This window comes from Kribbella sp. NPDC005582, assembly GCF_040605415.1.
GTDB lineage: Bacteria > Actinomycetota > Actinomycetes > Propionibacteriales > Kribbellaceae > Kribbella.
This window is the reverse complement of record NZ_JBEXCU010000008.1, coordinates 22,051-42,787: the sequence shown is the minus strand read 5'-3', so window position 1 is coordinate 42,787 and position 20,737 is coordinate 22,051. Positions and strand designations below refer to the sequence as shown.

At 67.7% G+C, this 20,737-nt stretch carries 18 protein-coding genes; 12 read left to right on the top strand and 6 right to left on the bottom strand.

Translation table 11 applies throughout. The features are described 5' to 3' along the window. The first annotated feature begins 7 nt into the window (after positions 1 to 7). Genes ABZS29_RS34190 through ABZS29_RS34165 form a run of 6 tightly spaced genes read left to right on the top strand, consistent with a single transcriptional unit; the run spans position 8 to position 3,700 of the window. Entirely contained in the window at positions 8 to 247 is a 240-nt protein-coding gene (locus ABZS29_RS34190) for a thiamine-binding protein (protein WP_355468423.1), read from the top strand. Beyond that, positions 240 to 596, top strand: coding sequence for a helix-turn-helix domain-containing protein (locus tag ABZS29_RS34185; RefSeq protein WP_355468421.1), 357 nt, complete (start codon positions 240 to 242; stop codon positions 594 to 596). Before ABZS29_RS34190 ends, ABZS29_RS34185 begins: the two co-directional genes overlap by 8 nt. Positions 597 to 646: 50 nt before the next feature. Further along, a complete protein-coding gene (uraD, locus tag ABZS29_RS34180) occupies positions 647 to 1,141 on the top strand; it encodes a 2-oxo-4-hydroxy-4-carboxy-5-ureidoimidazoline decarboxylase (RefSeq protein WP_355468419.1) in 495 nt (164 codons plus the stop codon). Continuing rightward, entirely contained in the window at positions 1,138 to 1,443 is a 306-nt protein-coding gene (gene uraH, locus ABZS29_RS34175) for a hydroxyisourate hydrolase (RefSeq protein WP_355468417.1), read from the top strand. The genes uraD (ABZS29_RS34180) and uraH overlap by 4 nt, the downstream gene beginning before the upstream one ends. A 5-nt stretch (positions 1,444 to 1,448) precedes the next feature. Further along, positions 1,449 to 2,354 (top strand): factor-independent urate hydroxylase, encoded by a 906-nt coding sequence (pucL, locus tag ABZS29_RS34170; RefSeq protein ID WP_355468415.1) that lies wholly within the window; start codon positions 1,449 to 1,451, stop codon positions 2,352 to 2,354. Beyond that, positions 2,354 to 3,700 (top strand): 8-oxoguanine deaminase, encoded by a 1,347-nt coding sequence (locus ABZS29_RS34165; RefSeq protein WP_355468413.1) that lies wholly within the window; start codon positions 2,354 to 2,356, stop codon positions 3,698 to 3,700. Before pucL ends, ABZS29_RS34165 begins: the two co-directional genes overlap by 1 nt. A gap of 107 nt (positions 3,701 to 3,807) precedes the next feature. Here ABZS29_RS34165 and guaD read toward each other — a convergent pair whose 3' ends face one another. The 6 genes from guaD to ABZS29_RS34135 form a co-directional block, all read right to left on the bottom strand. After that, the gene (gene guaD, locus ABZS29_RS34160; protein WP_355468411.1) at positions 3,808 to 5,088 is read right to left on the bottom strand and encodes a guanine deaminase; all 1,281 of its coding nucleotides are present in this window, start codon (positions 5,086 to 5,088) and stop codon (positions 3,808 to 3,810) included. Then, entirely contained in the window at positions 5,085 to 5,921 is an 837-nt protein-coding gene (xdhC, locus tag ABZS29_RS34155) for a xanthine dehydrogenase accessory protein XdhC (RefSeq protein ID WP_355468409.1), read from the bottom strand. Before xdhC ends, guaD begins: the two co-directional genes overlap by 4 nt. After that, positions 5,909 to 8,248, bottom strand: a complete 2,340-nt coding sequence (gene xdhB, locus ABZS29_RS34150; protein ID WP_355468407.1) for a xanthine dehydrogenase molybdopterin binding subunit — start codon at positions 8,246 to 8,248, stop codon at positions 5,909 to 5,911. The genes xdhC and xdhB overlap by 13 nt, the downstream gene beginning before the upstream one ends. Further along, entirely contained in the window at positions 8,245 to 9,672 is a 1,428-nt protein-coding gene (locus ABZS29_RS34145; protein WP_355468405.1) for an FAD binding domain-containing protein, read from the bottom strand. The genes xdhB and ABZS29_RS34145 overlap by 4 nt, the downstream gene beginning before the upstream one ends. Next, complete coding sequence (uraD, locus tag ABZS29_RS34140; protein WP_355468403.1) at positions 9,669 to 11,579, bottom strand: 2-oxo-4-hydroxy-4-carboxy-5-ureidoimidazoline decarboxylase; 1,911 nt, start codon at positions 11,577 to 11,579, stop codon at positions 9,669 to 9,671. Before uraD (ABZS29_RS34140) ends, ABZS29_RS34145 begins: the two co-directional genes overlap by 4 nt. 122 nt (positions 11,580 to 11,701) lie before the next feature. Continuing rightward, a complete protein-coding gene (locus ABZS29_RS34135) occupies positions 11,702 to 13,228 on the bottom strand; it encodes a helix-turn-helix domain-containing protein (protein ID WP_355468401.1) in 1,527 nt (508 codons plus the stop codon). 141 nt (positions 13,229 to 13,369) lie between these two features. Here ABZS29_RS34135 and ABZS29_RS34130 point away from each other — a divergent pair, with 141 nt between their 5' ends. Genes ABZS29_RS34130 through ABZS29_RS34105 form a run of 6 tightly spaced genes read left to right on the top strand, consistent with a single transcriptional unit; the run spans position 13,370 to position 20,265 of the window. Beyond that, positions 13,370 to 14,221 (top strand): TIM barrel protein, encoded by an 852-nt coding sequence (locus ABZS29_RS34130; RefSeq protein WP_355468399.1) that lies wholly within the window; start codon positions 13,370 to 13,372, stop codon positions 14,219 to 14,221. 21 nt (positions 14,222 to 14,242) lie between these two features. Beyond that, positions 14,243 to 15,118 (top strand): 2-hydroxy-3-oxopropionate reductase, encoded by an 876-nt coding sequence (locus ABZS29_RS34125; protein ID WP_355468397.1) that lies wholly within the window; start codon positions 14,243 to 14,245, stop codon positions 15,116 to 15,118. Further along, entirely contained in the window at positions 15,118 to 16,881 is a 1,764-nt protein-coding gene (gcl, locus tag ABZS29_RS34120) for a glyoxylate carboligase (protein WP_355468395.1), read from the top strand. The genes ABZS29_RS34125 and gcl overlap by 1 nt, the downstream gene beginning before the upstream one ends. Further along, positions 16,881 to 18,128: a glycerate kinase gene (locus ABZS29_RS34115; protein WP_355468393.1), complete on the top strand. Its 1,248-nt coding sequence runs from the start codon at positions 16,881 to 16,883 to the stop codon at positions 18,126 to 18,128. Before gcl ends, ABZS29_RS34115 begins: the two co-directional genes overlap by 1 nt. Then, positions 18,125 to 19,453 carry an allantoinase AllB gene (gene allB / locus ABZS29_RS34110; RefSeq protein WP_355468391.1) on the top strand — a complete coding sequence of 443 codons (1,329 nt, stop codon included), beginning with the start codon at positions 18,125 to 18,127 and terminating at the stop codon, positions 19,451 to 19,453. The genes ABZS29_RS34115 and allB overlap by 4 nt, the downstream gene beginning before the upstream one ends. Next, entirely contained in the window at positions 19,450 to 20,265 is an 816-nt protein-coding gene (locus tag ABZS29_RS34105; protein WP_355468390.1) for a bifunctional allantoicase/(S)-ureidoglycine aminohydrolase, read from the top strand. Before allB ends, ABZS29_RS34105 begins: the two co-directional genes overlap by 4 nt. The last annotated feature ends 472 nt before the right edge of the window (positions 20,266 to 20,737 follow it).

The window sequence follows — 20,737 nt, the reverse complement described above, 5'->3', positions numbered from 1 at the left end:
TCGCGTCATGCGACTGGTTGCTGAGTTCACCACCGAGCCCTTCGATGTCGAGGGCTCGCCGCCCGCGCACGCGACCGAGGCGCTGCGGGCCGCCGAGGAGGCCGGGCTGGACTGCGACTTCGGTCCGTTGGGCACGCTCGTTCGCGGTGACCAGCAGGAGGTGCTGGCCGCGCTGCCCAAGGTGCTCGAGGCGGCGTTCTCCGGCGGCGCGAGCCAGGTGACTCTGCAGGTACGGCGCGATGCCTGAGCATCCACTGGTCGCCGCGATCACCCCGCTGATCGAGCGGCTGAATGCGGAGCTCGTCACGCCCGACGAGGCTCAGGGCGACGACATCCCCCTGCTGTGGAAGGGGAAACCGGTCGTCGCCGTGCGGCTGACACCCAAGCCGGTCGACGGCGTTCAAGGCCTGTTGGCCGACGTGGCCGCTGAGCTCGGCGGGCCGCTCAACGAGTTGTCGCGGACCGACAAACAGCAGGCGGTGTTGTTGCTCGAGGCTCGCGGGGCGTTCGAGTACCGGAAATCGGCCGAGATCGTGGCCGAAGCGCTCGGTGTCACCCGCTTCACCGTCTACAACTACCTGAACCGCTCTCGCTAAAATTCAACAAACTGTTGACGGTAGGCCGGGTGGGATGTCAGGCTCTCGGCATGGATCTGGTGGAGTTCAATGCGGCGCCCGTCGACCGGTTGCGGCCGGAGCTGGCGAGCTGCTGTGACGTACCACGCTGGGTCGACGGAATCCTGGCCAAGCGCCCGTACGGCGATCGCGCCGCCCTGACCGCGGTCGCGGATCAGCTGGCGCGCGAGCTCGACGACAACGAGGTCGATCGTGCTCTCCAAGCACACCCGCGGATCGGCGACCGGCCGCAGGGTGCGAGTACCGAGGCGGCCTGGTCCCGCAACGAACAATCCGGTGTCGGTGACGACCCGGCCGTCCGTACGGCGCTTGCCGAGGGCAACCGTGTCTACGAGGACCGGTTCGGGCGGGTGTTCCTGATCTGCGCGACCGGATTGTCCGCCGCGCAGATGCTGAGCAGCCTGCAGGAACGCCTCACGCACGACGACGTGTCCGAGGCGGCTGTTGTGCACCAGGAGCTGCGCAAGATCGCGTTGCTCCGGCTGGGGAAGTTGGTGACCGGATGAGCAGCCTGTCCACTCATGTGCTCGATACCGCGCTCGGGTTGCCGGCGGCCGGCGTACCGGTTCGGCTGTATCGGGACGACGTCGTACTGGCGACCGGTACGACGGACGACGACGGCCGGATCGCCGAGCTGGCGCCGACGTTGGAGCACGGCACGTACCGGCTGTGGTTCGACGTTGCCGCGTACAACGAACAAAGCTTCTTCCCGGAGGTCTCCGTGACCTTCACGGTCGCCGATGAGCGGCACTATCACGTCCCGTTGCTGCTCAGCCCGTTCGCGTTTTCCACCTACCGAGGGAGCTGACCGTCATGGCCATCCGCCTGGGAGCCAACCAGTACGGCAAAGCCGAGAGCCGCGTCGTCCGCATCTACCGCGACACGCCCCGCCATCAGATCCGCGACCTGAACGTCTCGACGGCCCTCCGCGGCAACTTCGGGGCCGCGCATACGACCGGCGATCAGAGCGACGTCCTGCCGACCGATACGCAGAAGAACACCGCCTTCGCCTTCGCCAAGGAGAAGGGCATCGGCGCGATCGAGGACTACGCGCTGACGCTCGGCGCGCACTTCCTGGACGCGTCGCCGGCCGCCGAGGGTGCCCGGATCGAGGTCGAGGAGTACGCCTGGGAGCGGATCTCGGTCGACGGCCAGGAGCACGACCACGCGTTCGTCCGCGGCGGCAGCGGCGTACGGAACACGGTCGTGAACGTCGAGGGCCGCGGCGCGGACCGTCGCGCGTACGTAGTGTCCGGAATCAGCGACCTGGTCGTGCTGAAGTCGACCGGGTCCGAGTTCCATGGGTTCTTGAAGGACAAGTACACGACGCTGCCCGAGACCAACGACCGCATCCTCGCGACCTCGCTGGTTGCCCGCTGGCGCTACGACCACACCGAGGTCGACTGGGACAAGTCGTACGACGCGATCAAGCAGCTACTGCTCGCACAGTTCGCGACGATCCACAGTCTCGCCTTGCAGCAAAGCCTTTACGGCATGGGCGAAGCGGTGCTGAACGAGCACCCGGAGGTTGCCGAGATCAAGTTCTCGGCGCCGAACAAGCACCACTTCCTGGTCGACCTGAGCCCGTTCGAGGTCGAGAACCCCGGCGAGGTCTTCATCGCCGCCGAGCGGCCGTACGGGCTGATCGAGGCGACCGTGGTCCGAGATGAAGCAAGCGACGCCGGGAGCGCCTGGCACGCCGTACCGGGCTTCTGCTGATGCTGGTGATCGAGGGCGCCTACGTGGCGACCCTCGATCCGGCCCGGCGTGAGTTCGTCGGGCATGTGGTTGTCGAGGGCAATCGCATCGTTGCTGTCGGCCCTGGATCGGCGCCGGCGCTTGAGGGTGCTCGGGTGGTCGATGGGTCGGGGTGTCTTGTGACGCCGGGATTCGTCAACACGCATCAGCATCTATATCAATGGGTGACGCGTGGTCTTGCTGTTGACGACACGTTGTTCGGCTGGTTGACCACGCTGTATCCGGTGTGGGCGCGCATCGATGAGGAGTCCGTGTACGTCGCCGCCCAGGGCGCACTGGCGCAGTTGGCGCTGACCGGGTGCACGACTGTCTCCGATCACCACTACGTGTTTCCGCGTGGCGGTGGTGACCTGCTGGCGGCGGAGATCACTGCTGCGGCTGAGGTGGGGCTGCGGTTCCACCCCGCGCGTGGGTCGATGGACCGTGGTCAGAAGGACGGCGGATTGCCGCCCGACTCGGTCGTCGAGGACCGCGACGAGATCCTCGCCGCGACGTCGGCTGCGATCGACCGTTGGCATGATCCGGCACCCGACTCGATGCTGCGGATCGCGGTTGCGCCGTGTTCGCCGTTCAGCGTCACCGGCGAGCTGATGCGGGAGTCCGCCGTACTGGCTCGCCGGAAGGGCGTCCGCCTGCATACCCACCTCGCCGAGACCACGGATGAGACGGCGTGGTGCCAGGAGACGCACGGCTGCACACCCCTCGAGTACGCCGCCAGCCTCGGCTGGACCGGACCTGATGTGTGGTTCGCACACGGCATCCACTTCGACGACACCGAGATCAAACAACTAGGCGCAACCCGCACCGGCGTAGCCCACTGCCCGAGTTCCAACGCCCGCCTCGGCGCCGGCATCGCCCGTACGGCGGACCTCCGCGCCGCTGGCGTCCCCGTAGGCCTAGGCGTAGACGGTGCCGCCAGCAACGAAGCCGGCAGCTTGGTGGAAGAACTCCGCCACGCCCTGTTGCTGGCCCGAGCCAGCAACGGCCCGCAGTCGTTGACCGTCCGCGACACCCTGGAAATGGCCACACTAGGCGGTGCCCACCTCCTCGGCCGGTCCGAAGACCTAGGCTCGCTGGAACCCGGCAAGTTAGCCGACCTAGCCCTCTGGAACCTCAACACCTTCCCCCACGCCGGCATCCCGGATCCCATCGCCGCCCTGGTCCTCAGCACCCCGCCGCCCCTGGCTCTCCTCCTCGTCAACGGCAACCCCGTCGTACAAGACAACACCCTCACCACCGTCGACCCCGAGCTGCTAGCCACCCAGGTAGGCGCCAAGCAACAAGCTCTAACCCAAGAACTGTCCTGAACCGGACCGCCCCCACTCAGCAACTTGTGCTGGGTGGGGGCGGTCACGCTTAGGAGGTTGGGTTGCAGGGGCGATTTGGTGGGTTGGTGAGTGGGGGCGGTCCGGGGTTACGGGGTGAGCAGCGCGCCGTTGATCCACACCGCCTGGACGTCGCCGGGGGTGCCTAGCGTGAAGATCCGGGCCAACGCTTCTTCGGTGTCTTCGGCGTGGGTGATGCTGACGGCCAGGGGAGAATCCGCGGCGGGGCGGATGAGTTGGGCGTCGAAGGCTTGGCCGGGGGAGAGGTGGCCTACCTCGGGGAGGTTGAGGGCTTCGGCGCCGGCGGTGGTGGCCAGGTAGAGGAGGTGGGCTGCGGTGAGGGGGCGGCCCTGGTCGGCGAGGAGTTGCTGGCAGAAGTAGGCCTGGAGGCCTTCTTTGAGGAGGGAGAAGCCGGTGCCGGCGCCGACGTCGGAGCCTAGGGCTACGCGGACGCCGTGCTGGAGGTGGCGGTGCAGGGGGAAGAGGCCGCTTCCGAGTGCTGCGTTGCTGGTGGGGCAGTGGGCGACCGTGGCGCCGCTGACCCCCAGGAGCTTGAGCTCGACGTCCGTGGGGTGAACATTGTGCGCGAGCACGGTACGGCGGTCGACCAGACTATGACGGTCGTACGTCGTGACGTAGTCGGCGCCACCGAAGAGGTCGGCGACAGTGGCGATCTCGGCCTCGTTCTCGTTCACATGGGATGTGAAGAGCGCGCCAGGAATCGCCTCCATCAGCTCACGGCAAGTGGCCAGCAGCTCGTCGGTGCACGACAACGAGAACCGCGGCGTGACGGCGTACCGGTTGCGACCGGTGCCGTGCCAGCGATTCGCGAGCGCGAGGGATTCGGCGTACGCGCGGACCGGTGTGGTGAGCAGGTCGGGCCGCAGCAACCGGTCGCTCAAGACCAACCCGCTGGTGATCCGCAGCCCGACCTCGGACGCGGCGCCGAACAGCGCGTCCATGGCGTCGGAGTAGTGCGCGCCGAAGACCAATGCGGACGTCGTACCGGCCGCGGCCAGTCCACGCACGAACTCGCGCGCCACCCCAGCGGCGTACACCGCGTCGGCCATCCGGGCTTCCTCGGGCAGCGCGTACTTGTCCAACCACTCGAGCAGCGGCAAGCCGAGCCCACCCACGGCGCGGATCTGCGGGAAGTGCACGTGCGAGTCGACGAACCCAGGCAGTACGACGCCACCCGTCAGATCGACCACCGGCTCGGCCGGGTGGGCCCGCCGAATGTCCAGGAACGGGCCGCGGGCAACGATCACCCCATCGTCCACTAACAACCCCGCGTCGGTGTCGACGCGGAGCGCACCACCGGTGAACGGGTTCTCCGGGGTGTCGATGAAAGTGCCACGGAAGATCGTCATGCCTTCGCCTCACGATGAGCCGGCGCAGGGCGACGCTCGGCGGTGAACAGTTCGAGCAGCCACGCGGAGACGCTGACTGCGATAACGGCCGGCTCTTTGCCGGTAATGCCGGGGACTCCGATCGGAGTCGTGATGCGCGCGATCGCCTCGGGGGAGTTGCCGTCCTCGGCGAGCTTGCGCTGGAAGCGGACCCACTTGGCGCGCGACCCGATCAGGCCGATCGTGGCCAGGTGGTCGTTACGGATCGCGGCGTCACACAGTGCCGCGTCCTCAGCGTGGTCGTGCGTCATGATCACCGCGTGCGTACCCGCAGGCAGCTCGCCGACGACCAACTCGGGCAGCACAGGCACGTTGTGAACGTGCACCGAGGCGATCGCATCATCCAGTACGGCGAGCCGCGACGCGGTCAGCTGCTCCGGCCGCGAGTCGATCAGATGCAGCTCCAGGTCCTGCCGCGCCAGAATCCGCGCCAGCTCAAGCCCCACATGACCAATCCCGAAGATCGCCACGGACGGCACCACCGGCAGCGGCTCGAGCAACATCGTCACCTCACCCCCACAACACTGCACCCCATGCTGGTACGGCGCCTTGTCGGACAAAGCCGAGGTGAGCTCCTCAGGCGCGACAGCCCCCGATGTGATCATCGCCCGCGCCCGCTCGATCGCCAGCGCCTCCAAGTTGCCGCCGCCAATAGTTGCCCACACGTTGTCCAGGGCAACGACCATCTTCGCGCCGGCCGCCCGCGGCGCATGACCGCGCACCGAAGTCACTGTGACCAGCACCCCGGCACGTCGCGCAGTCCGCAGACTCTGGATCGCCTTTACCCACTCCACGACACACCTCCGCGCGCCCGTTCCAGCGCCCAGTACACGGCCTCCGGCGTAGCCGGTGACGGCAGATCGACGCTGGTACCAGCTGGCCCAAAGGCGGCCGCCGCATGCCGCAACGCCTCGCGGACCGAGAACGCGAGCATCAGCGGCGGTTCGCCGACGGCCTTGGAGCCGTAGACAGCGCCGTCCTCATGCGCCTTCTCCAGCAGTTGGACGTTGAAGACCTCGGGCATCTCCGAGAAGCTCGGCAGTTTGTAAGTGCTGGCGGCCTGGGTCGCCAACCGCCCGCGGCGCTCGCCGGTGCTCTCGTCCCAGCGCAGATCCTCGAGCGTCAGCCAGCCGGCGCCCTGAACGAACCCGCCCTCGATCTGCCCGATGTCGATCAGCGGACTCAGGCTGTCCCCCACGTCGTGCACGATGTCGACCCGACGCAGTCGATAAGCACCCGTGAACCCGTCGACCTCCACCTCGGACGCAGCAACGCCGTACGCGAAGTACTTGAACGGCTCGCCTCGCATCGCGTTGGCGTCCCAGTGCAGCCCCTCGGTCCGGTAGAACCCAGCCGCCCACAGTTGCACGCGCTGCATGTACGCAGCGGCTACAAGCTCGTCCCAGGCCAGACCGTCCCCAGACAGCCCCCGTACGACGCCGTCCGCGAACCGCACGTCCGCCGGGCTGATGCCGAGCCGCCCACCGGCGACCTGCGCCAGCCGCTCGCGGATCTGCTCACACGCGTTCTTTACCGCAGCGCCGTTGAGATCCGCACCCGAGGACGCGGCGGTCGCCGACGTGTTCGGGACCTTGTCCGTGCGAGTCGGAGCGAGCCGGACTCGGGCGAGCGGCAGACCCAGGGCCGTCGCGGCCACCTGCAGCATCTTGGTGTGCAGACCTTGACCCATCTCGGTACCACCGTGATTGATCAATACCGATCCATCTTTGTACACGTGAACCAACGCGCCGGCCTGGTTGAACGCCGTCAGGTTGAACGAGATGCCGAACTTGACCGGCGTCATCGCGAGCCCACGCTTCACATGCTGATGCGTCGCGTTGAACGCCGCGATCTCGGCTTGCCGCGCCTCGACCTCACCAGCGGCCAGCACCTGACTCCAGCACGACTCCAGCCGATCCGCGTGCCGGACCGGTTGCGCGTACGGCGTCGAGTCGCCGGGCTGGTACAGATTCCGCCGGCGGAGCTCGAGAGCGTCGTACCCGAGGAGTGGTGCGCAGCGGCCCAGGATGTCCTCGATGACGAGCATCCCCTGCGGACCGCCGAAGCCGCGGAAGGCGGTCTGCGACGTCTTGTTCGTCTTGGCGATCCGCCCGTCCACGCGTACATGCGGGATCTCGTAGGAGTTGTCGATGTGGCACATCGCCCGGGCCAGGACAGGTTCAGACAGGTCCAGACTCCAGCCGCCGTCGGCGGTCAGCGTCGCGTCGAGCGCAACCAGCCGCCCGTCGTTGTCGAACCCGACCGTCCACGAGCTGTGGAAACCGTGTCGTTTACCCGACATCGTCATGTCCTGCGTGCGGTTCAGCCGCAGCCGGACCGGCCGCCCGGTCAGCGTCGCGCCGAGAGCCGCGATCGCAGCGAACCCGTGCGGCTGCATCTCCTTGCCGCCGAACCCACCGCCCATCCGCAAGCACTGCACGGTGACCGAGTGGCTGGACAGCCCGAGCACATGCGCCACGATCTCCTGCGTCTCCGACGGGTGCTGCGTACTCGACTGCACGAAGACCTGTCCGTACTCGTCCAGCAGAGCCAGCGCCGAGTGCGTCTCGAGGTAGAAGTGCTCCTGCCCCGCGAACTCAAACTCGCCCCGGAACACATGCGCAGCACCATCCAACGCAGCTGACACATCCCCGCGCTCCAGGTGCCGCCCGATGCCCTGGAAGCTCTCAGCCTCGATCGCCTCGCGAACCGTCACCAACGACGGCAGTGGCTCGTACTCCACCTCTACGGCCAACGCACCGAGCCGCGCAGCCTCCAGGGTCTCCCCGAGCACCCAGCAGATCGCATGCCCGTGGAACATCACCTCATCCGGAAACAGCGGCTCGTCGTGCTTCACCCCGGCGTCGTTCACCCCCGGAACGTCCTCCCCGGTGAGCACCCGCACCACACCAGGTACGTCGTACGCCGGCTTCACGCGCAGTGCCGTGATCCGCGCATGAGCGTGCGGCGACTGCACCGGCCAAGCGTGCAGTACGCCGTGGGTCCGCTGCACCAGGTCGTCGGTATACAAGGCATTTCCAGTCACATGCAGTGCAGCACTCTCATGCGGCATCGGTACGCCGACCACCGCCACCGCAGGCCGCTCCGACAACATGCTCATGCGAAAACCCCCTGCTCCTGCGAGAAGTAGAAGCGCAGCAGCGACTGCCCGAGCATCGCCGACCGGTACGACGCACTCGCCCGGTGATCGTCCATCGGCGTACCCTCACCAGCGAGAACCGCCGCGGCCCGCCGTACCGTCTCCTCGGTCCACGGCTGCCCGATCAACGCCGCCTCGGTGTCCCGCGCCCGAAGTGGTGTCGCGGCCACGCCACCGAGTCCGATCCGGGCCGCGGAGACCATTCCGTCGCGGACGTCGAGCGCGTACCCGATCGCCACACTGGAGATGTCGTCGAAACGCCGCTTCGCGATCTTGTGGAATGCAGTGATCGGTGCCAGCGGCAACGGAATCACGATCGTCCGAATCAGCTCGTCCGGAGCCTTCACGGTCTGCCGGTAGCCGGTGAAGTACTCGGCCAGCGGCACCGTCCGCTCACCGCGACTGGATACGAGCACCAGGGACGCATCCAGCGCGAGCAGCGCGGGCGGAGTGTCTCCGATCGGCGATCCGGTCCCGAGATTGCCGCCGATCGTTGCCCCGTTACGAATCAACCGCGACGCGAACTGGGGGAAGAGCTGCTCCAGCAACGGCACCCGGCCGGCCAGCCGCCGCTCGATCTCGGTCAGCGTCAACGCCGCCCCGAGCCGGACCTCATCGGAGCCGACACTGAACTCACGGAGCTCGTCCAACCGGTCGATCGCCATCGTGAGCTGGGGCCGGGAGCCGAAGATGTTGACCTGGACACCGGTATCGGTGCACCCGGCAACGACCGCCGCATCCTCCCGCTCGCTCAGCACCGCGAGTGCGTCGGCAAGGGATGCAGGACGCACAAACTCGCCTTCAGTACTCACCAGCTCAGTCGCGACGGGCGCGGGCGGCGGCTCCGCGGATCGTGCACTGAAGGCATCGTCCGGCTCTCCCAGCGCGTACGCCGCATCCCGGATCGGCCGATAGCCCGTGCAGCGACACAGATTGCCGCTCAGCGCGTGCAGGTCGAACCCATTCGCCCCGTGCTCATGGTCGCCACCACACGCGCCCCGGCTCGGACGGTAGTACTCCGCCGCCATGCTGCACACGAAGCCCGGCGTACAGAATCCGCATTGCGAACCACCGCGCACCGCCAGCTCCTGCTGCACCGGATGCAGGTCGGCCGGCGACCCCAGCCCCTCGGCCGTGATCACCTCCTGCCCATCGAGCGAAGCGATCGGCAGCAGGCAGGCGTTCACAGCAGTCCACTCGGTCGGCGTATCGATGCCCGGCCGGGCGATCAGCACCGAGCAGGCACCACACTCACCCTCCGCACACCCCTCCTTGGCGCCGGTCAGACCGCGATCCCGCAGCCAGTCCAGGACCGAGGTGTGGACCGGTACGGCGCCGATCGGAGTCGGCTCGCCGTTCACCTTCAGAGCGGGGATCGTGGTCATCGGTTGCTGCTCCAATTGGACCGGGCGCTGTGAATCGGGTTGGCCTCGGAGACGTAGTCGTCGAACCGGTACCCCGCGATCTTCGCGATCTCGAGCAGGGCGGCGGCGTGCTCCTGGTTCTCGCAGTTGCCGAGGCGTTCGCGGCCCTGCTCGAGGATCCGGGCGTACGACTCGGCGTCGCGGACGCTGATCACCAGCGGGAAGCCGAACCGCTCGCGGTAGGCCCCGGTGATCGAGGCGAGTTCATCCTGATCCGGGCCGGCCAGGAAGGTCAGTCCCTTGTCGGACTGGTCCCGCAGTGACGCCGCTCCGCTCAGACCGTCGGCGACGAGCTGCGACCCGAGCTGCGGATACGCCTCGATCAGCTGGCGCTGCTCGTCGCGCGATCCGGAGAACAGCGCCTCCTGGAACGACCGCCGCAGCGCGTGAGTGTCGGCGTACGGGCGGAGCTCCCAGGCGCGCTCGACGGCCCAGCGCGGACCCTGGAACAGGTCACCAAAGGTCTCGACGAACTCGGCGCGGCTCATCTTGTTCACCTGGTCGAGCCGGATCGAGTCGCCCGGCTGCCCGGCGACGGCGGGACCGAAGTCCTTGCCGACGTGGTGGAACAGGATGTTCAGGAAGATCGCGGTCAGGCTGCCGAGCGTGATGCCGCTGCCGAAGATGATCTCGGCCCAGTCCGGGACAGCCTGGGCGACCTGCGGTTGCGCGGTCACGTACATGGCCAAGCCGACGCTGGTCGCGACGATGACCACGTTGCGGTGGTCGTTGAAGTCGACCTTCGCGAGGGTCTGGAAGCCGACGACGGCGACGGTGGCGAACATGGCCAGTGCGGCGCCGCCCAGTACTGGATGCGGGATGCCGGCAACGATCGCGCCGGCCTTCGGGAGCAGACCGAGCAGGATCATGATCCCGCCGGCCGCCGCGACCACCCAGCGGCTGCGGACCCGGGTCAGCCGGACCAGACCGACGTTCTCGGCGAAGCAGGTGTAGGGGAACGAGTTGAAGATGCCGCCGATCGTGGTGGCCAGGCCGTCGGCGCGGAGCGCCTTGGCGATGTCCTCGCGAGTGATCCGCTTCTCGACGATCTCGCCGGTCGCGAAGACGTCACCGGTCGTTTCGACCGCGGTGATCAGCATGACCACGACCATCGAGATGATCGCCGCCACCGAGAACTTGGGCCAGCCGAAGTAGAACGGCTGGGTGACTCCGACCCACGCGGCGTCGCTGACCGCGCCGAAGTGAGCGTCGCCGAACGCCCAGGCCACGAGGGTCCCGATCACCAGGCCGGCCAGCACGGCGATGGTCGCCATGAAGCCCTTGAAGACGCGCTGGATGAGCACGATCAGCGCGAGCGTGCCGAGCGCGTACGCCATGTTCTTGCCGCTGGTCGGCGCCGCGGTCGGTCCCGCGCCGCCGACGGCGTCCCCGGCCGCGACCGGCAGCAACGCCAGGCCGATGATCGTGATCACGGAGCCGGTCACTACTGGCGGGAAGAACCGGATCAGGCGGCTGAAGAACGGCGCGATGAAGAAGGTCACGAGTCCGGCGACCAGTACGGCGCCGTAGATCACCAGCAGGCCGTCCGTGCCACCCCCTGCGGCGAGGCCGATCGCGATCATCGGCGAGACCGCCGTGAACGTGACGCCCTGCAGCAGCGGCAGTTTGACGCCGACCTTCCAGAAACCGACCGACTGGATGATCGAGGCGATTCCGCAGGTGAAGAGGTCGGCGTTGATCAGGTGGATCAGTTGCTCGGTACTGAGCCCGATCGAGCCGGCCAGCAGGATCGGGACGATCACCGCTCCGGCGTAGAACGCGAGCACGTGCTGGGCGCCGTACACGGCGAGTTTGCCGGGAGGCAGGACCTGGTCGACAGGGTGGAGGCTGGTGCGGGCTGCCTTCATCGGACATCGCTCCTCAGGGTTTGACCTGCACGCCAGCATCGACCCGCGGCGACCCGGATTGCACCCGATGAACCTCTGAAGATGCGTCAGTGCGGAGGGCCTGGCTTTGGAGGATCCGACAGTCAGAGCGATTTCAGGGCGAGGAACACGTCAACCCGGTTCTCCAAGGTCGACAGATCGCGACCGGTCAGTTGCTCGACGCGTTCGATCCGGTATCTGACCGTGTTGACGTGCAGGTGCAGGAGGTCCGCCGTACGGGTCCAGGAACCGTCGCAACCGAGGAAGGCCTGGAGGGTGGTGAGCAGTTCGGCGTTGGTTTTGCGGTCCTGTTCGAGGACCGGGCCGAGGACGCGCTGGGTGTAGGTACGGCGGACGTCGTCCGGGAGCGTGGCGAGCAGGAGCACGTGGGACGCGACCTCGTCGGAGGTGACCACCGAGACCGGTGCTCGACTGCCGGAGGCGGCGCGCTGGGCGAAGCGTGCCTCCTCGAGCCCGCCGGCGAGCGCGTCGACTGCGGTCTCGCCGCTGACGCCGACCGCGAGGCGGGCTTTGTGCAGGCCGGGTGCCAGCCGTCCGAATGCTCTTCTCAACTGTTCTGGGAGACCCGGCGCGGCCGGCAGGAAGCCAACCAGCAGGCCGTCTCTCGCGGGCGCGACCACGGCTGGTCCGACGGTCAGCGCGACGTCCTCGAAGAGGCTGAGCGCAACCTCGCTCGGACCGTCGTCTTTGAGCTCACCGACCGCGACAACGAGCGGTCGCCCCGAGTACGCGCCCGCCTGCCGGAGCCGCGCGGCGACTTCCGCGTGCGGTGCGCCTGACTCGACTAGCGCCAGCGCGTCCGCCACGAGCGGCCTTAGCGCGCGCCTGCCTTCGTCCCTGCGCGCTCTGTCCAGCGCTCCGATCGCGCAGAGCTCATGCACTGCTTCGACATGATCGCGAGACCAGGTGGTGTGATCGCCCTCGATCACCAGCACCCACGCGGTCAGCCGGTTACCCAGCCCGGACCCGACCGGGAACAGGCTGTACGGCGTCTCGCCCGCAACCGCTGGAGTCCGATCCGCCGTCAGGAACCGGTGCGTGATCACGTCGAGCACGTCGTCCGGCAACTCGCCGGGCCCCGGTACGACGTGTCGCCCGGTCGGCGTGAGCACGCGGCAGTCGTGCCCGATCTCGGCGGAGATCCGCGCTGCGAGCTCGTCCAGGCTACGGCCGGCCGCGATCGACGACAGCAGCTGCCGCTGCCGGACCAGACTCGCGGACAGCCGCGCCCCGGTCTCCGCCGACCCCGCAGCAGCGACGTACTCGGTGATGTCGGCGAACGCGATCTCAATCGGTACCTCGACCAAGGTCACCTCGTGCCGCTGGCACGCCTCGAGCAGGTCAGCCGGTACGTCGCCCAGTTGCGCCCGGCCGGCGAGGATCGTGGTGGCCCCGCGGGCAGCCATCGACGCGACGAACAGTTCGCTGTCCAGCGGTCGCCGGCGCCAGACGAGTCCGGTCAGTACGACCTCGCCGCCGTTCAGATAGCGGCCGGGGTCCAACAGGTCGGTCGTGACCAGCCGCCCGACCGGTCGATCCAGCGCGCCACCGGCAGCGTGCAGCAGCCGCAGTCCGAGCTCCGGCGCGTCCAGCAACTCCGACAGCAGCACGCCGTACCTCCTCTAGGTGCTTTAGAGGAACGTACAACGCGTGGTCCGTGGTTTGAACGCTTGACGCCCGGTCCAGCGCCATCTTATGGTCATTTCGCAGAACAGAATTGAACTTCCGCAATACGGAAAACTGGAGTGACCATGGCTCATCAGTTGCGCCACACGGTGAACTGCTCGCTGCTCTTCACCGAGCTGCCCCTGCTGGAGCGCCCCGCGGCGGCCCGGCAGGCGGGGTTCGGGGCGGTCGAGTTCTGGTGGCCGTTCGTCGAGGCAGTGCCGCCGGACCGGCAGGTCGACGCGTTCGTCGCGGCGATCACGGATGCGGGGGTTCAGCTGACCGGGCTGAACTTCTTCGCCGGGGATATGCCTGGTGGGGATCGTGGGCTGGTGTCGTGGCCGAAGCGGGCGGGGGAGTTCCGGGACAACGTCGATGTGGTTGTCGGGATCGGGTCGCGGCTGGGGACGTTGGGCTTCAACGCGCTGTACGGGAACCGGCTGGACGAGGTGGCGGCGGAGGAGCAGGACGAGCTCGCAGTTGAGAACCTCGCGCTTGCCGCGCGGGCGGCTGCTCGCCTCGGTGCGACTGTGCTGCTCGAGCCGGTGAGCGGGGCGCCCCGCTATCCGCTCCTGACCGCCGCTGACGCACTCGCGGTGATCGACCGCGTCGACCTCCAAGGGTCTACCGCAGCGCGCCGCGCCGAGGACCCTGCCGCCGACCTCCCCGCGCTTGGTCTGCTTGCCGACCTCTACCACCTTGCGGTCAACGGGGATGACGTCGAGCGCGTGATCGCCGACCACACCCACCGGATCGCTCACGTGCAGATCGCCGACGCGCCCGGCCGGGGCGAGCCCGGATCCGGCACCTTGCCGCTCGACCAGCAACTGACCGCCCTCGAGGCGAACGGCTACACGGGCCTGGTCGGCCTCGAGTACAAGCCGTCCACTACCACCGACGAATGCTTCGGCTGGCTCCCGTTCGAGCGCCGCCGCTAACTTTTCTTGGGAGACAACGACATGACGAACATCGCCTTCATCGGTCTCGGGATCATGGGCAACCCGATGGCTGTCCACCTCGCCAAGGCTGGCCACACCGTGGCCGGGCTCGACCGCAGCCCGGATCGCGCCGCGGAGCTGATCGCAGCCGGCGGTCGCGCCGCGGACTCGATCGCGGACGCGGTCAAGGGCGCCGACGTGGTCTGCGTGATGGTGCCGGACTCGCCCGACGTACAGGAGGTGCTCGACGACGTCTTCCAGGAGGCGGAGACGGGCACGCTGATCATCGACTTCTCCAGCATCCGGCCGGACGTCACGCAGCAGCTCGCCTCACAGGCCCGTGCGCTCGGATTTCGGTTGCTCGACGCACCGGTTTCCGGCGGCGAGGCCGGCGCGAAGAACGCCGTACTGTCGATCATGGTCGGCGGTTCGCCCGAAGACTTCGCCGAGGCCAAGCCGCTGTTCGACGTTGTGGGCAAGACGGTTGTGCACGTCGGGCCAAGCGGTTCCGGCCAGACAGTCAAGGCCGCCAACCAACTGATCGTTGCCGCGAACATCCAAGCCGTCTCCGAAGCTGTCGTCTTCCTGGAGGCCTACGGCGTCGACACGGAAGCCGCCCTTGAAGTCCTTGGCGGTGGGCTTGCCGGATCAACTGTGCTTCAGCAGAAGAAGGCGAACATGCTGTCCCGCTCCTTCGAGCCCGGATTCCGGATCGACCTGCACCACAAGGACATGGGCATCGTGACCGCGGCGGCCCGCGAGGCAGGCGTCGTCGTACCGCTCGGCTCGCTGGTAGCGCAACTAGTCGCATCAGCCCGCGCCAACGGCGACGGCGGCCTCGACCACTCCGCGCTCCTGCGCGGCGTCGAGCGCTTGTCCGGCAAGGCGGTGTCCTGATGGCTCGCATGCGTGCGGTCGACGCGGCCGTTCTGATCCTGGAGAAGGAGGGATCGACGCAGGCATTCGGTTTGCCGGGTGCCGCGATCAATCCGTTCTACAGCGCAATGCGTGCCCACGGTGGCATCCGGCACGTGCTGGCCCGCCACGTCGAGGCCGCGTCACACATGGCCGAGGGCTACACCCGCGCTCGCGCCGGCAACATCGGCGTCTGCATCGGTACGTCGGGTCCGGCCGGAACCGACATGATCACCGGCCTGTACTCCGCCTCAGCGGACTCGATCCCTCTTTTGTGTATCACCGGCCAAGCGCCGGTAGCCAAGCTTCACAAGGAGGACTTCCAGGCTGTCGATATCTCATCGATTGCTGCTCCGGTGGCTAAGTGGGCCGTCACCGTGATGGAAGCCGCGCAGGTCCCAGGAACCTTCCAGAAGGCCTTCCACATCATGCGATCCGGCCGTCCAGGCCCGGTGCTCATCGATCTGCCCATCGACGTCCAGCTGGCAGAAATCGAGTTCGACATCTCCACGTATGAGCCGCTGCCGCTCGCGCGTCCGGCCGCGACTCGTCTGCAGGCCGAAAAGGTCCTGACGATGCTCGCTGCCGGCTCGCACCCGCTGATCGTGGCCGGTGGTGGCATCATCAACGCCGACGCAGCCGACCTCCTGGTCGAATTCGCCGAACTGACCGGCATCCCCGTCGTACCGACATTGATGGGCTGGGGCGCAATCGCCGACGACCACCCCCTGAGTGCGGGCATGGTCGGCCTGCAGACCTCCCACCGCTACGGCAACGCCACCATGCTGGCGGCGGACGTCGTACTGGGCATCGGCAACCGCTGGGCCAACCGCCACACCGGCGGGCTGGATGTTTACAGGGGTGATCGAAAGTTCATCCACGTCGACATCGAGCCGACGCAGATCGGCCGGGTGTTCGCCCCCGACTACGCGGTCGTCTCGGATGCGCGTCTCGCTTTGGAGATGCTCGTAGAAGTCGCCCGCGAATGGACTTTGCCCGACCGCACGGCGTGGGCGGCCGAGTGCCGCGAGCGCCGTACGACGCTGCAGCGGCGGACCCACTTCGACGCCGTACCGATCAAGCCCCAGCGCGTCTACGAGGAAATGAACCGAGCCTTCGGACCAGACACGCGCTACGTCTCGACGATCGGCCTGTCCCAAATCCAGGCCGCCCAAATGCTCCACGTCTACCGCCCGCGGCACTGGATCAACGCCGGCCAGGCCGGCCCGCTCGGGTGGACAGTCCCCGCCGCCCTCGGCGTCGCCGTCGCCGACCCCTCGGCCACCGTCGTCGCCCTCTCCGGCGATTACGACTTCCAGTTCCTGATCGAAGAGTTGGCGGTCGGTGCGCAGTTCAACATCCCGTACATCCACGTCGTCGTGAACAACTCGTACCTCGGCCTGATCCGCCAGGCACAACGCGGTTTCGACATGGACTACTGCGTGCAGCTCTCCTTCGAGAACATCAACAGTCCAGAGGTCCAGGGCTACGGCGTCGACCACCTGAAGGTCGCCGAAGGCCTTGGCTGCAAGGCTTTGCGGGTCGTCGAACCCGACGGCATCCTGCCTGCGTTGGAGCAGGCGAAGAAGATGATGGTCGAGCACCAGGTCCCGATCGTCGTCGAGGTCATCCTGGAGCGCGTCACCAACGTCTCCATGGGAGTCGAGATCGACAACATCATCGAATTCGAGGATCTCGCGATCAACCCCGAGGACGCGCCGACTGCTCTGGCGCTGCTCGACTGATGGTGCGGGTGATCGTTGCCTCAGACAAATTCAAAGGCTCGCTGACGAGTGCTGAGGTCGCTGCCGCGGTCGGCGTTGGGGTACGACATGTCTGCCCCAACGCCGAGGTGGTCGCCGTACCGGTAGCTGACGGCGGCGACGGCACGCTAGCCGCCGCCGTAGCAGCCGGCTACAGCCTGGTGCCGGTGATCGCCTCCGGCCCCACCGGTCTCCCGGTCCGCTCGGGCTACGCGCGGCGCGGCGACACCGCAGTCGTCGAGCTCGCCGACGTCTGCGGCCTCGTCCGGCTGTCTAACGGCTTCGCCCCGCTGACTGCTTCGTCGTTCGGCTGCGGCGAACTAATCTCCGCAGCCCTCGAAGCCGGCTGCACCCGAGTCATCCTCGGCATCGGCGGCAGCGCCTCCACCGACGGCGGCCGCGGCCTGATCCAAGCCCTAACCTCGCCCGCCAATCGCAGCGTCAGCGAACCTCCCACCCCCACCGCGCAATCCAGCGCCACCAACCCCATGCACGACCTCAAACCCGACGCTTCGCCCGCCGGCAACCCCCACCTGATTCCCGTCGCTAACGGCCTTGCCGCGGTCGATCTGATCCCCGACGGCACCGGCGGCGCTCAGGCGCTCGACACGGCCGCGCTGCGGGCTCGGCTCGACGGCGTACAGATCGTGGTGGCGTGCGACGTCGACAACCCGCTCGCGGGCCCACGGGGCGCTGCCGCAGTCTACGGTCCGCAGAAGGGCGCGTCAGCGTCGGAGGTGAGCCTTCTCGACGCCAGGCTCACTGAGTGGGCCGACCAAGTCGCGGCAGCGACCGGGCGTGACCTCCGCGACACCCCAGGCGCCGGAGCAGCCGGCGGGGTCGGCTTCGCCGCGCTGGCCCTGCTGGACGCCGAACTCCGGCCGGGGATCGACCTCATGCTGGAGCTCGTCGGCTTCCGCGAGCACCTCACCGGCGCGGACCTGGTGATTACCGGCGAGGGCGCCCTCGACGAGCAGACGCTCCACGGCAAGGCAGTCGCAGGCGTCGCCGCAGCCTCCGACGTACCGGTGGTTGCCGTCTGCGGCGTCAACAAGCTGCGCCCCGACCAACTGACCACAATCGGCATACGAGCGGCGTACGCGCTGACCGACCTCGAGCCAGACGTCGCCCGCTGCATCGCAGAACCGATTCCGCTGCTGGAGAAACTTGCCGAGCAGATCGCAACCGAGCACCTTACGATGGCGGAAACCGGGGAGGTCAGCGCATGACTGCTTTGGATCTCGTGATCCGTGCCCGACGAGTCGTGCGCGCCACCGGCGAACAGCCGGGCAGCATCGGCATCCGCGACGGCCGCATCGCCGTCATCGCCCCGTACGACACGGAGCTGGCGGCCGCCTCTGAGGTTGTCCTCGCGGACGACGAGGTCCTGTTGCCGGGACTCGTCGACTCACACGTCCACGTGAACGACCCAGGCCGGACCGCCTGGGAGGGCTTCACCTCCGCGACCCGAGCCGCAGCCGCGGGTGGCGTCACCACGATCATCGACATGCCGCTCAACAGCATCCCGCCGACCTGCGACGTACCGGCGCTGACATTGAAGCGTGAGACGGCCGCACCCCAGGCCGTCGTCGACGTCGGCTTCTGGGGCGGCGCGATCCCAGGCAACCTGTCCGACCTCCGCCCCCTGCACGAGGCTGGCGTCTTCGGCTTCAAATGCTTCCTGCTGCACTCGGGAGTCGACGAGTTCCCGGCCCTCGATGCTGTGCAACTCGAAGCGGCCATGCGTGAACTCAGCACCTTCGACGGCTTGCTGATCGTGCACGCGGAAGATGCCCACAGCATCGACCACGCCCCGCCGCCGCGCGGCGCGTCGTACCAGGGCTTCCTGCATTCCCGCCCTCGCTCAGCCGAGAACCAGGCCGTTGCCCAGGTCATCGACCTCGCCCGCCGTACCGGCTGTCGCGTCCACATCCTGCACGTCTCCAGCGCCGAGGTCCTGCCACTGATCGCGGCCGCCAAAGCCGACGGCATACGCATCACCGCCGAGACCTGCCCGCACTACCTGACCTTCGCCGCCGAAGACATCCCCGACGGCGCTACGCAGTACAAGTGTTGCCCGCCCATCCGCGAGGCCGCAAACCGCGACCTCCTCTGGGAGGGCCTCCGCGCCGGCACCATCGACCTGGTCGTCTCCGACCACTCGCCGTCAACGATCGAGCTCAAGAACCTCGACACCGGCGACTTCGGCACCGCCTGGGGCGGCATCGCCTCCCTCCAACTAGGCCTCCCCGCCGTCTGGACCGAAGCCCGCCACCGCGGCTTCACCCTCGCTGACGTCATCCGCTGGATGTCCCTGGCCCCCGCGATCCAAACCGGCCTCACCACGAAGGGCCGCATCGAGGTAGGCGCCGACGCCGACCTCTGCGTCTTCGCCCCCGACCAAAGCTTCGTAGTCGACGCTCATCAGCTTGAGCACAAGAACCCCATCACACCGTACGACGGCCGCACCCTGTATGGCGTAGTCCGCCGTACCTGGCTCCGTGGCACCTCTGATGCCACCGGCCGCCTGCTGACCCGAGGAGAAGACCGATGACCTACTACGCCCCGCAAGGCGGCCTGCCCCCGCAGACCGACCTCACCACGGACCGCGCAGTCTTCACCGAGGCGTACGCCGTCCTCCCGCGCGGCACCATGCGCGACATCGTCACCAGCCGCCTCCCCTTCTGGGACAACACCCGCCTATGGGTCATCGCTCGCCCCCTCTCCGGCTTCGCCGAGACCTTCTCCCAGTACATCGTCGAAGTAGGCCCAGGCGGCGGTACCACCAAACCCGACACCGACCCCAACGCCGAAGCAGTCCTCTTCGTTGTCAACGGCAACATCACGCTGAACGTCGCCGGCGCCGAACATCCCCTAGCCCCCGGCGGCTACGCCTACCTACCACCCGGCGGCGACTGGACCCTCCACAACCCCACCGACGCCCCCTGCACCTTCCACCTGATCCGCAAGTCCTACAACCGAATCGAAGGCATCGACGTACCAACCGCCTTCGTCACCAACGAAGCCGACGTACCAGGCATCCCCATGCCCGACACCAACGGCGCCTGGCAAACCCAACGCTTCGCCGACCCCGACGACCTTCGTCACGACATGCACGTCAACATCGTCACCTTCGAACCCGGCGGCGTCATCCCGTTCCCCGAAACCCACGTCATGGAACACGGCATCTACATCCTAGAAGGCAAAGCCGTCTACCTCCTGAACAAAGACTGGGTAGAAGTCCAAGCCGGCGACTTCCTCTGGCTCCGCTCCTTCTGCCCCCAAGCCTGCTACGCCGGCGGCCCCACCCGCTTCCGCTACCTCCTCTACAAAGACGTAAACCGCCACCCCAACCTCACCTTTTAAGGGAAGAGACGGGAAGGAGGGAAGAAGAGACTTCCCCGCGTGCTACGCGGACACTCCTTCGGCGCGTCTGCTACGCGCGCACCCGCCCCCTTAGTCTCTGCGTGCGACCGCCCGGCCATGCGGGCTACCGCCCGCGCTAACTACCTGTGGCTGGCGTCATCCGGTGGAATAGCCGTACTGAACGGCGCCGCGATCGGGCTGTATGTCGCCGGCGGCTTCCGCCCATTCCCTCCTAGGTGTCCGGCCGGCGCAGCACCAACCTGGCGTTCGCCAAGCCGCTACAGGGCGATCAGAAACCGGCTTGCTCGTTCGGGTGCGCTGTTAGGTTCGGCGGTGCATTGGGGGCGCCGTGCGGCCATTGGCCTGCGTCAGGGCCGGGGTGACCGAGCGGTCTCACGAAGTACTGCACGTACCAGATCTGTCCGCGGTCGCAGGTACGGCCACCGGCCAAGGCCTGGAAGGTATCGGGGGT